Raw genomic sequence first — 10,454 nt, forward strand, 5'->3', positions numbered from 1 at the left:
AATATATGCAAACAATACACATCAAAAAAGGGTGGCTTTGTATAAGCCCCCTTTTTTCATCTTATGAGAAATGGAATCAGGTCTGTTTGTCTGTACCTGCTTCGCTTGCTACAGGAGTTGTTTCCTGCACTGCCTCAGAGGTGCTGTTGGTATAGGCTTCATAGGTTGTTTGGTGTGCAAATGGTCGTTTGCCAATCAGCCGTTCGATGTCATTCTGGAAGATGATTTCCTTAGAAAGAAGCTCTTGTGCGATTATTTCTAATTGATGACGCTTTTCAATAAGTAGATTTTTAGTGCGCTGATAAGCCCCTTCTACTAATTTCTTTACCTCGTCATCTATCAATTTTGCAGTTGCTTCTGAGTAAGGCTTTTCAAACATATAGTCGGAACGCTTCGAGTCGTAGAAAGAAATGTTGCCAATCTTATCATTCATGCCGTAAACAGATACCATGCTGTATGCCATTTTGGTAACGCGCTCTAAGTCGCTCAGCGCACCGGTTGATATCTTCCCAAAAACTACATCTTCGGCTGCTCTCCCGCCGAGAGTCATACACATATCGTCTATTAACTGTTCGGTTGTATAGAGAAACTGTTCTTTGGGTAAGTACTGAGCATAACCCAGCGCCGCTACTCCGCGTGGTACGATACTCACTTTTACTAAGGGATCTGCATGTTCGAGAAACCAGCCAGCAATAGCATGTCCTGCCTCGTGATAAGCTACAATGCGTTTTTCTTCCGGTGAAATGATTTTGTTCTTCTTCTCCAATCCACCAATCACACGATCAATGGCATCTTGGAAATCTTGCATTTCAATCTTCTTTTTGTCGTGTCGTGCAGCTATGAGGGCCGCTTCGTTGCACACATTAGCAATTTCAGCACCTGCAAAGCCGGGTGTTTGGGCAGCCAGTTTCTTAACATCTACATTTTCGCTTAACTTGAGCGGCTTCAGATGTACGCGGAAAATTGCCTCTCTGCCGATGATATCGGGTTTGTCCACGCTGATTTGGCGATCGAATCGTCCGGGACGCAGCAGGGCGCTGTCCAGAACATCGGGGCGGTTGGTGGCTGCCAATATGATGACGCCTGAATCTGTACCAAAACCGTCCATTTCTACCAGCAACGAGTTGAGGGTATTTTCGCGCTCGTCATTAGCACCCGGCATTGCACCCTTGCCACGGGAGCGTCCGATCGCATCAATTTCGTCAATAAATACAATGCACGGTGCTTTTTCTTTGGCTTGTTTGAACAGGTCGCGTACGCGTGCCGCACCTACACCTACAAACATCTCTACAAAGTCTGAACCTGAGAGGCTAAAGAAAGGAACACCTGCTTCACCGGCCACAGCTTTTGCCAGCAGAGTTTTGCCTGTTCCGGGAGGACCTACAAGCAAACAGCCTTTCGGAATTTTACCGCCCAGATTGGTGTATTTAGAAGGATTTTTGAGAAAATCTACAATTTCCTCTACCTCTTGTTTGGCTTCATCGAGTCCGGCGACATCTGTAAAAGTAACTTTAACTTTGTTTTCTGCATCGAACAGTGCAGCGCGCGACTTTCCGATGTTAAAAATCTGCCCTCCGGGGCCTGCGCCTGTCATGCGTCGCATGAGGAAATAAAAACCGAATACCAATAAGAACAGGAAACCCCATGTCCAGAAAAGATTGGTAAAATCAGGACGGTCGTTGTCTGTCGAGAACTCTAAGCGTTCATTGCGCGGAATGTCTTTCTGTATTTCGTCCAGATCGTTCAGAAATTTCTCGTCTGAAGCAATGTTGAACCTGTAATGAGGGCCTTGCATCAATGCCATGGGGCTTCTTTGCGCAAACTCATCTCTATACTGCTGCTTGTTAAGTGCTTCAGGAGTGAGGTAAACTTCTACAAAGCGCCTGTTGACAATCACAATATTTTTCACATCTTTGTTTGCAAGCATCTGCTCGAAACGCTTTTGAGTGATATGGATCGTAGGGGCTGCTCTGTTGAGGTAATACAGAGAAGACACAACGCCAATAATGAGGATCAGCAACCATACCTGATAATTATTTTTTGGCGTAGGTTTTGGTATGAGTGGATTTTTCTTTTGGTTATTATCTTGCTTATTTGTCATTGTGTCAGATGCCTAAACAGGGATTCCTGTTGTTAAACAAAAACAAACATGAAAAGGTGAATGTTTTAATTAAGATTGTGTTGAGAAGGCTGAAATTTCTACATGGGTAGTTTCTGCATCGCCCCAAAGATCTTCAAGACCATAAAACTGTCTTTTTTCTTTTTTGAAAATATGTGCTACTACGCTAACGTAGTCCAGTATGATCCACTCTAGGTTGGATTTACCCTCTTTCTGCCAAGGCCACTCCCCCAGATGTTTATGTACTTGTTCTTCGATAGAATTCATAATTGCTTCTACCTGTGTATCAGAGTTTGCTGAGCAAATGACAAAAAAATCAGTTACCGCATTTGTAGCTTTGCGGAGATCCATAATCACAATGTCAATGCCTTTTTTCTCTAACATTCCTTCGGCAACAACACGGCTGAGCATTTCTGCATCTGCCTGTTTACGTTTTGCCTGAGTTTTTTGTATCATGCGGTAGTAGGGGGTGTACTTGTTGTTATTGTTTTAACTTTGCGTTCATACAAAAATACATATTTTTCTTGTACAAAATTGCTGCTGATACATTATTCACGGGCAAAAAACTTATTCATCTGCCAGTTTGTCGTTCTACTAATGACATAGCGGCAGAGTTAATCCAAACAGATCCTGTTATTGCCGGTACGGTCATCATCGCAGACTGCCAAACGCAAGGGCGCGGACAGCGAGGCAGTACGTGGGAGGCTGCTCCCGGACTGAATTTGACGCTGTCCCTGATCTGGTGTCCCTCTTTTCTAAATGGATCTGATGCCTTTTTGCTCAATATGGCTGTTGCGCTTGGGGTAGCAGATACGGTTAGCAAACTACTTCCCGATGCAGTTGTAGCTATCAAATGGCCCAATGATATTTATGCTGATGGTAGCAAGATTTGCGGTATTTTGATAGAAAATACTTTGCAGGGTACAAAATTGCGCTATAGTGTAGTAGGCATCGGCTTAAATGTGAACCAGACAGACTTTGGGGAGCTTCATGCAACTTCTCTTAAACTGCAATCGGGGCTGCAACAGCTACTGCCCGAGGTTTTTGATTTGTTGATCAGGCATCTGGAAAAGCGCTATTTGCAATTGCAGGCACAGGGCAGCGCAACAGTCAAAGAAGCGTATCTGGCAAACTTGTATCAGTTAGGCCAGTTGGCGAGCTATACCGATTTGCGGGGCGATGTGCCGTCAGTTTTTGAGGGAACTATTGAAGATATTGATGCGACAGGACGCCTGCTGATACGCACGCAGGCAGGAATAGAAGCCTTTGGTTTCAAGCAAATTCGCTTCAATTGCTAAGGACGAGTATCTTACAGCTGCCTTTTGCGTATGTAGGCTGGTGTATCAACTTACTTAAAATATCCTGCTGAAGATGAAAAAGAAAGTAGCATTAGTATTGTCCAGTGGCGGCTCGCGCGGGCTGACCCATGCAGGGGCCATTCAAGCGCTGGAGGAAAATGGTTATCATATTGCATCGGTCGCGGGGTCGTCTATTGGGGCAGTCATTGGCGGGCTGTATGCAATGAGGCAGTTAGATGCCTACATTGACTGGATCAAGCGTCTCAATAAACGCGATATCTGGGGACTGATGGACTTTACGCTCACCTCGAAGGGGCTGATGAAAGGTGAAAAAGTATTTGAAACCATGAAAACCTTCATTCCTGATCAGGCAATAGAAGATATGCACATCCCCTATGCAGCAGTAGCTACCGATATACTCAACGAACGGGAGGTGGTTTTTACGCAAGGGAGCTTCTACGAGGCTGCGCGAGCCTCTATTGCCATTCCTGCAGTGATCACCCCAGTCAGATACGGTGATACGTTTTTAGTGGACGGAGGAGTGCTGAATCCTGTACCGCTGAGCCACGTCAAGCGCCATGGCGATGAACTGCTCGTTGTTGTCAATCTATATGGCGATCCTAAGTCATCTGCGAAGATGTCGCCCAGACCCGAAGCAAGTCCGTCCAATGTCAATTTTAGTCTGAACGGATTGATGAGTCGCCTTTCCAAGCTCACTTCGTCTGCAGACAGGCAAAGTATAGGCTACTATTCGCTCATTACTGCGGCTTCCTCTGCAATGGTGCGTCGGATGGCACAACTGACGATTGCGCACCACCAGCCCGATATATGCATTGATGTTCCCGCAGATTCGGCAGGTACTTTTGAGTTTTTTAAGGCGGCTGAACTGATCGAACTCGGCAGAGAACTTGCTAATCAATCAATAGCAGCTTTTATCAAGGAGCAGATAACCTCTTCTGTTTAGCTGTACCTGTCAACTGCCGGGCATTTTGCAGACTTGTCTGATACTATGATTCTGCGCGTTTTGCTACTCCAGATCCTACGACAAGCAGTAATCTTGCACAGCAATGACTACAGGTACTGAGGTGTTTTTTATCCGCGAATTTTTCTGATATGCGCAAGATTATCAATTGGTTTAACCTTGGTGGGACGGTCTTCATTCTAATAGTCATTTGGCTTTTGCAGCAACTTGCAATTAGTCTGGACTTTCTCAATGTTTTTGAAGAGGTACTGCAAGACTACAACGTTACTGATCTTGCCTTTTCCGATCTGCGCGATCCGCCTGAAGCAGATACAACAGTTGTTTTAGTCAATATCGGTACGCTGAGCCGAGAGGGAATCGCAGAGCAATTAATGATCATCAATAAATACAGTCCGCGCGTAGTCGGGATAGACGTAGAGTTTTCCAAACCAAGAGGCGAGGAAGCCGATTCGTTACTCGAGGCAGCATTTGCCCAAACAACCAATCTGGTTTTATGGAGTAAAGTAGAAGGCGGACGAAGGCAGCAAGACGGTACAATCGTATGGGACACGCTTAGAAAAGTACTGCCGCGCTTTGCCCGGCACGCGCATACGGGCTTTACCAATGCGCTTACCGAAGGCGACAGCCAGTTTGAGTCATGGAGAGAGACGACTCCCACCGAAAAAGTTGCGGATGGGACTGTAGAACGCAGTTTTGCTACGCAGATAGCCTTCCTCTATGACTCAGTGAAGGCTCAAAAGTTTATCAGCCGGGGTAATGAATACGAGATCATCAACTACAGAGGCAACACCGACAAGTTTCTTACATTGGATGTGGATGATATTTTTAAGGAAAACTTTATCCCTGAAACGCTCAAAGATAAAATCGTAATTATGTGCTACATGGGCGGAGAGTACACCAGCACTACATGGGATACCGACAAGTACTACACCCCGCTCAATAGCAAGCAAATAGGTCGCAGCCCGCCTGATATGTACGGAGGAGTAGTACATGCGAACATCGTTTCAATGATTCTACATGAAAACTACATCAATGAGTCGCCAGAGTGGTTGGCATCTTCACTTGCTGTCTTGATTTGTTTGCTCAATGTAGCTGTCTTTGCCGCTATCAGCGACCATCGCTTTTTGGGGGTATGGTACGATATCCTATCAAAACTCATACAGCTGACAGAGGTTGTGCTGTTGGTTTACATCTTGCTTGTTGTTTTTCTCAACTACAGGCTTAAAATGGATTTTACGGCAACCATTGCCGTTGTACTATTGTCCGGCGATATATTTGAGATCTATAACGTGCTGATTAGTAACATATTTCCTGCAAAAAAAAACGCATCACAACTTAACCTTCGGGCATGATTTTCGTTGATGATCGAAAAGAATTGACTGTGATGATATCTATGGACTATCGAAGTATTACTACAAGTGTGGCCCTGTTTTTTTTACTGATTGGTAATGCTATTGCGCAGGACTATGCTTTCAAGGTGTTGGCCAGTAAAGGCACTAACACTCTCGACGGACAGCCGATTAAGGTTGGATTTAAAATTACTGACAATCAAACTGTTTTTGTTCCTGAGGGGGCTTATTTGAGCCTTGCACATCATACAGGCAAAGCAATTGAAGTTGCAGCGGGTTCGCATAAGGTAAAAGATTTGAGCAACAAAGTAGTACAGCAATCGTCTGTAACGAGTAAATATGCTAAGTTTGTAGTCAATGAACTGACGCAAGGCGAGCAATCTGCTGCAGCACGCAACCGTTTCCAGCATATGAACAAGATCGGTTCAGTGGAGCGCGATCTGGCTGTTTCATCTGTAAGGGTGTGGCTGCCGCTCAATTCGACCATTTTAAGCGACCAACTGCTGATTAGATGGTCGGATGTGCAACCAAATGAATCGTATGAGGTACAAGTGTCGGATCTGAGCGATCAATTGCTATATAGCAGTAGAACACGGGAGCAACATTTGCTACTCGATCTGAAGAGCGAGCAACTGTCAGGGCAGCCCTACCTGATTGTAAAGGTTATCCCTGTAGATCAGGCTTCAGGAAAGATCAAAATAGGCGCAGAGCAAATTGACGGCAATATACTCGTTAGACCACAAGGCGAAGCACTGACGAACTTGCAACGCGAACTGGCAGAAATACGCAAAGAGTTTGGCAACAACTCAGCCATCGGCAAACTGATTGAAGCCAACTTTTTCGAGGAAAACGACATGATAGCAGAAGCACTTAACGCCTACGAATCTGCGCTGGCTATCTCTGGTCAAACACCGCAGTACGAGGAAATGTATCAAGCGTTCTTGATACGCAATGCTTTTAAAACGGCAAATACAGCAACACCCGGCAAATAAAGAACTGACTTTCAATAACGAAGTGTGCCTCGTCTAAGGCACACTTAATTTTTTGAAAAATTTCATGGAGAGTATTGCAAGATATTTTTCGGCATACTACTTTTGCATCACGATTAAGCCTTTGTAGCTCAGCTGGTAGAGCAACTGACTTGTAATCAGTAGGTCGGGGGTTCGAATCCCTCCGGGGGCTCTTAGCTATCAAAAACCCGCTTAGAAGCAATTCTGAGCGGGTTTCGTGTTTTGATAGCTTGTGGTGAACCTGCACCAAAGGAAAAGCGGCACAGGTAAACATCACTTACCTGTGCCGCTTTACTATCAGTTCTTCAAAATTATACTAATCCATTTGCCAGCAAATATTCTGCAATCTGTACGGCGTTAGTTGCCGCACCTTTGCGCAGGTTATCTGCCACAATCCACATATTCAGCGTGTTGGGCTGGCTTTCGTCGCGACGCATACGACCTACGAAAGTATCGTCTTTGCCGTGTGAAATAATCGGCATCGGATAAACATTATTCTTTGGGTCGTCCATCACTACCACGCCGGGCGCATGGCTGAGGATTTGACGCACTTCTTCCAAGTCAAAATCTTGCGCAAATTCTACGTTGACCGATTCGGAGTGTCCGCCGATGGTAGGCACGCGCACCGTCGTAGCGGTTACGCGGATGCTCTCGTCGCCCATGATTTTTTTGGTTTCATTCACCATTTTCATCTCCTCTTTGGTGTAACCGTTGTCTAGAAACACGTCAATATGGGGGAGAACATTAAGATCTATCGGGTGCGGATACGCTTTCGGTCCATCAATGCCTGCCCGCTCGTTCATCAGCTGGTCAACGGCTTTTTTGCCTGTTCCTGTAACGGACTGATAAGTACTTACAACTACGCGCTTCACTCCGTAGCGCTTGTGCAGTGGATTCAGCACGACTACCATCTGAATGGTTGAACAGTTCGGATTGGCAATGATTTTATCTTCTTTGGTTAGGATATGGGCATTGATTTCGGGAACGATGAGTTTTTTCGTCGGATCCATGCGCCAAGCTGATGAGTTGTCAATCACGGTGATGCCTGCCGCTGCGAATCGCGGAGCATGTTGTAGCGAAGTGCTACCGCCTGCCGAAAAAATCGCAACTTCAGGGTGCATGGCAATCGCATCGTCTATGCTGCACACCTTGTACGACTTGCCCTTGAATTGCACCTCCATACCTACTGACTTTTCGGAAGCGACCGGAATAAGCTCATCTACCGGAAAATTGCGCTCTGCCAATACCTTTAAAATTTCACCGCCAACCAGTCCGGTTGCGCCTACTACTGCAACTTTCATTCGTTTTATGATTTTTGATTACCAAACCGCGCAATTTACGATACCCTTGTGAAAACCCGTCACTTAGACTTAACTTTACGTCATTCTGATTTTTGGCACTCATGGATAATCGCAAGAAAGTACTACTGCTGATGGCTGCTATTTTTATAGGTGTGCTGGTTTACTTTACAATAGACATCATGTCGCGAACAACACCGCCTTGGATGCGGAAAAAACGGGAGGCGGATTCTATTATGACGAAAATCAATCCCGTAGATGAAGTGATTGTGTTCGTTGATACAATCTACGGCGACTACCGCGTACCTGCGGGACAAACCCTTAGTCAGATTGCTGAAATATTCCACTTTTCAGTTGATTCTATCAGGATTGTGAACGGGCTTACCTCTGACCAGATTCGCGAAGGTCAGAAATTGAAGGTGCGTATCCGCGCCCTCCATCAGATTAAAGCCGGAGAAGTGGCGGGTAAAGTTGCCATGCGCTATAGTGTAAGCGAACAGGCGCTGCTGAAAGCTAATAACATCAGCAACCCTGCCCGAGAGTTCCGCGAAGGGCACGTCATCCTTATCCCCCGCCCCTGATGGCGCTGCTTGAATTTTCACCCGACGGGATTTATTGTCCGCAGGGCGATTTTTACATAGACCCTTGGCGACCTGTCCGCAAGGCGCTCATTACGCACGCACACTCTGACCATGCGCGTTGGGGGAGCAGTTTCTACCTGGCGCACAGGCAATCCGAAGCAGTTTTACGCCTTAGGCTGGGCAGCGATATTTCACTCTCAACCGTTGAATACGGGCAAAAACTGACGAAAAACGGAGTTGAGGTTTCCTTCCATCCCGCCGGACACATTATCGGCTCGTCACAAATCCGCGTTGCTTATCGGGGCGAAGTCTGGGTCGTTTCCGGTGATTACAAAACCGAAGACGACGGCATCAGCGGTGCATTTGAACCGCTGCGCTGCCATACTTTTATTACCGAATCTACCTTCGGGCTGCCTGTTTTCAAATGGAAGCCGCAACAGGAAGTTTATGATGCCATCAATCGCTGGTGGGCGCACAATCGCGCGGAAGGGCGCGTGAGCGTACTTTGCGGCTACTCGCTCGGCAAGGCGCAGCGACTGATGAGCGGGTTGGATGCCTCCATCGGGCGCATTTACGCGCATGGCGCAATCGCCAACGCAAACGAAGCGCTGGAACAAACGGGCTTGCAACTTCCCCCTTGGCAGCGCGTAGATGCTGTCAGTAACAAAAAAGACTTTGAAGGCAGCATAGTCATTGCGCCGCCCTCTGCCATTAATACATCGTGGATGCGGCGTTTTCAGCCGTACAGCACAGCAATGGCTTCGGGCTGGATGCAACTGCGCGGCAACAAGCGGCGAGAAGCCCTCGACTGCGGCTTTGTCCTCTCCGACCACGCCGATTGGGACGGACTCCTCAGCGTCATCGCTGCCACACAAGCCGAGCGCGTATTGGTTACGCATGGTTATACACATATTTTCAGCCGATATTTGCAGGAGCAAGGCATAGACGCACAAGCCGTAGAAACACTCTTTGAAGGCGAACAAACGGCAGCGGAATAAACACAAAGCGCTGTTTGGGTGTTATTTTTATGCGCAGATTGCGCGAAAAATTACTGCGACCTTTGTGGTTGAATACTTTTTACCGCAAAGAACACCAAATTTTGCGTAGAGAACGCTGAGTTTCATTCATTTTAGTATCCATATCGTAAACACATAAAAGATCAATGGAAAACTGGATAATCAACACAGCAGTACTGCTGGGCAGCTTTCTGGCAATGGAAGGCGTAGCGTGGGCGCTGCATAAGTACGTAATGCATGGTTTTTTGTGGGTATTGCACAAGTCGCATCACCAAAAAGACCACAGCCACTTTTTTGAGTGGAACGACCTTTTCTTTTTGTTTTTTGCCATACCAGGCGCTTATTTTATCTATCAGGGCATTGCGCATTCCGATTTCCAACTCTACATCGGCTTAGGCATTGCACTTTATGGATTGGTTTACTTCATCGTACACGATGTGTTTATCCACCAGCGCTACCCGCCCCTGCTGCGCTATTCCAACAACCGCTATTTCAGGGCGCTGCGTCGCGCACACCACGTACACCACAAATACACCGAAAAAGACGACGGCGAAGCCTTCGGTTTGCTTTGGGTAAGCCGCATATATTTTGACAAAGAGCGCGGTAAGTAGATTTTTTGGAATGCTGATGCAGGCTGATTGCACAGATTTTTGGGTAATATACGATTCCAGTCAGACTCACAGGATCAGACTGGGGCAGTTTTCAGTCTGACCCTGTGGGTCTGACCGCTATTGAAAGATTAGCGAAAAACGACTAACTTCGGATTTGCACTTTTCAAAGAAGTCATTTTTGCTTATACCT

The 10,454-nt window shown here is 46.4% G+C and carries 10 protein-coding genes and 1 tRNA gene; 8 read left to right on the forward strand and 3 right to left on the reverse strand.

Annotated elements, in window-relative coordinates; all coding sequences use genetic code 11:
• Window positions 1-76: 76 nt before the first annotated feature.
• Window positions 77-2,101: an ATP-dependent zinc metalloprotease FtsH gene (gene ftsH / locus ACWIP2_RS12890; RefSeq protein ID WP_448520352.1), complete on the reverse strand. Its 2,025-nt coding sequence runs from the start codon at window positions 2,099-2,101 to the stop codon at window positions 77-79.
• Between the two features lie 69 nt (window positions 2,102-2,170).
• The gene (gene rsfS, locus ACWIP2_RS12895) at window positions 2,171-2,575 is read right to left on the reverse strand and encodes a ribosome silencing factor (RefSeq protein ID WP_448520353.1); all 405 of its coding nucleotides are present in this window, start codon (window positions 2,573-2,575) and stop codon (window positions 2,171-2,173) included.
• Between the two features lie 68 nt (window positions 2,576-2,643).
• Here rsfS and ACWIP2_RS12900 point away from each other — a divergent pair, with 68 nt between their 5' ends.
• From ACWIP2_RS12900 to ACWIP2_RS12920, 5 genes are all read left to right on the forward strand, one after another.
• Complete coding sequence (locus ACWIP2_RS12900) at window positions 2,644-3,417, forward strand: biotin--[acetyl-CoA-carboxylase] ligase (protein ID WP_448520354.1); 774 nt, start codon at window positions 2,644-2,646, stop codon at window positions 3,415-3,417.
• Between the two features lie 73 nt (window positions 3,418-3,490).
• Complete coding sequence (locus ACWIP2_RS12905; RefSeq protein ID WP_448520355.1) at window positions 3,491-4,381, forward strand: patatin-like phospholipase family protein; 891 nt, start codon at window positions 3,491-3,493, stop codon at window positions 4,379-4,381.
• Between the two features lie 149 nt (window positions 4,382-4,530).
• Window positions 4,531-5,751: a CHASE2 domain-containing protein gene (locus tag ACWIP2_RS12910; RefSeq protein ID WP_448520356.1), complete on the forward strand. Its 1,221-nt coding sequence runs from the start codon at window positions 4,531-4,533 to the stop codon at window positions 5,749-5,751.
• On the forward strand, window positions 5,748-6,740 hold the full coding sequence (locus ACWIP2_RS12915; RefSeq protein ID WP_448520357.1) for a hypothetical protein: 993 nt from the start codon (window positions 5,748-5,750) through the stop codon (window positions 6,738-6,740). Before ACWIP2_RS12910 ends, ACWIP2_RS12915 begins: the two co-directional genes overlap by 4 nt.
• Window positions 6,741-6,857: 117 nt before the next feature.
• A tRNA-Thr gene (locus tag ACWIP2_RS12920) sits at window positions 6,858-6,930 on the forward strand.
• A 139-nt stretch (window positions 6,931-7,069) separates the two neighbouring features.
• Here the strand turns inward: ACWIP2_RS12920 and ACWIP2_RS12925 are convergent.
• Entirely contained in the window at window positions 7,070-8,059 is a 990-nt protein-coding gene (locus tag ACWIP2_RS12925) for an aspartate-semialdehyde dehydrogenase (RefSeq protein WP_448520358.1), read from the reverse strand.
• 101 nt (window positions 8,060-8,160) lie between these two features.
• Here ACWIP2_RS12925 and ACWIP2_RS12930 point away from each other — a divergent pair, with 101 nt between their 5' ends.
• The 3 genes from ACWIP2_RS12930 to ACWIP2_RS12940 all read left to right on the forward strand — a co-directional run bounded on the left by ACWIP2_RS12930 (window position 8,161) and on the right by ACWIP2_RS12940 (window position 10,264).
• Window positions 8,161-8,637 carry a LysM peptidoglycan-binding domain-containing protein gene (locus ACWIP2_RS12930; protein ID WP_448520359.1) on the forward strand — a complete coding sequence of 159 codons (477 nt, stop codon included), beginning with the start codon at window positions 8,161-8,163 and terminating at the stop codon, window positions 8,635-8,637.
• On the forward strand, window positions 8,637-9,635 hold the full coding sequence (locus tag ACWIP2_RS12935) for a ligase-associated DNA damage response exonuclease (protein WP_448520360.1): 999 nt from the start codon (window positions 8,637-8,639) through the stop codon (window positions 9,633-9,635). Before ACWIP2_RS12930 ends, ACWIP2_RS12935 begins: the two co-directional genes overlap by 1 nt.
• 164 nt (window positions 9,636-9,799) lie before the next feature.
• Window positions 9,800-10,264 carry a hypothetical protein gene (locus ACWIP2_RS12940; RefSeq protein ID WP_448520361.1) on the forward strand — a complete coding sequence of 155 codons (465 nt, stop codon included), beginning with the start codon at window positions 9,800-9,802 and terminating at the stop codon, window positions 10,262-10,264.
• Window positions 10,265-10,454: the final 190 nt, after the last annotated feature.

Source organism: Rhodoflexus sp. (assembly GCF_053489755.1).

Coding starts and splice junctions, on each gene's coding strand:
- ACWIP2_RS12940 (WP_448520361.1), top strand. CDS start 9,800: ATGGAAAACTGGATAATCAACACAGCAGTACTGCTGGGCAGCTTTCTG.
- ACWIP2_RS12910 (WP_448520356.1), top strand. CDS start 4,531: ATGCGCAAGATTATCAATTGGTTTAACCTTGGTGGGACGGTCTTCATT.
- ACWIP2_RS12905 (WP_448520355.1), top strand. CDS start 3,491: ATGAAAAAGAAAGTAGCATTAGTATTGTCCAGTGGCGGCTCGCGCGGG.
- ftsH (WP_448520352.1), bottom strand. CDS start 2,101: ATGACAAATAAGCAAGATAATAACCAAAAGAAAAATCCACTCATACCA.
- ACWIP2_RS12935 (WP_448520360.1), top strand. CDS start 8,637: ATGGCGCTGCTTGAATTTTCACCCGACGGGATTTATTGTCCGCAGGGC.
- ACWIP2_RS12925 (WP_448520358.1), bottom strand. CDS start 8,059: ATGAAAGTTGCAGTAGTAGGCGCAACCGGACTGGTTGGCGGTGAAATT.
- ACWIP2_RS12930 (WP_448520359.1), top strand. CDS start 8,161: ATGGATAATCGCAAGAAAGTACTACTGCTGATGGCTGCTATTTTTATA.
- rsfS (WP_448520353.1), bottom strand. CDS start 2,575: ATGATACAAAAAACTCAGGCAAAACGTAAACAGGCAGATGCAGAAATG.
- ACWIP2_RS12915 (WP_448520357.1), top strand. CDS start 5,748: ATGATTTTCGTTGATGATCGAAAAGAATTGACTGTGATGATATCTATG.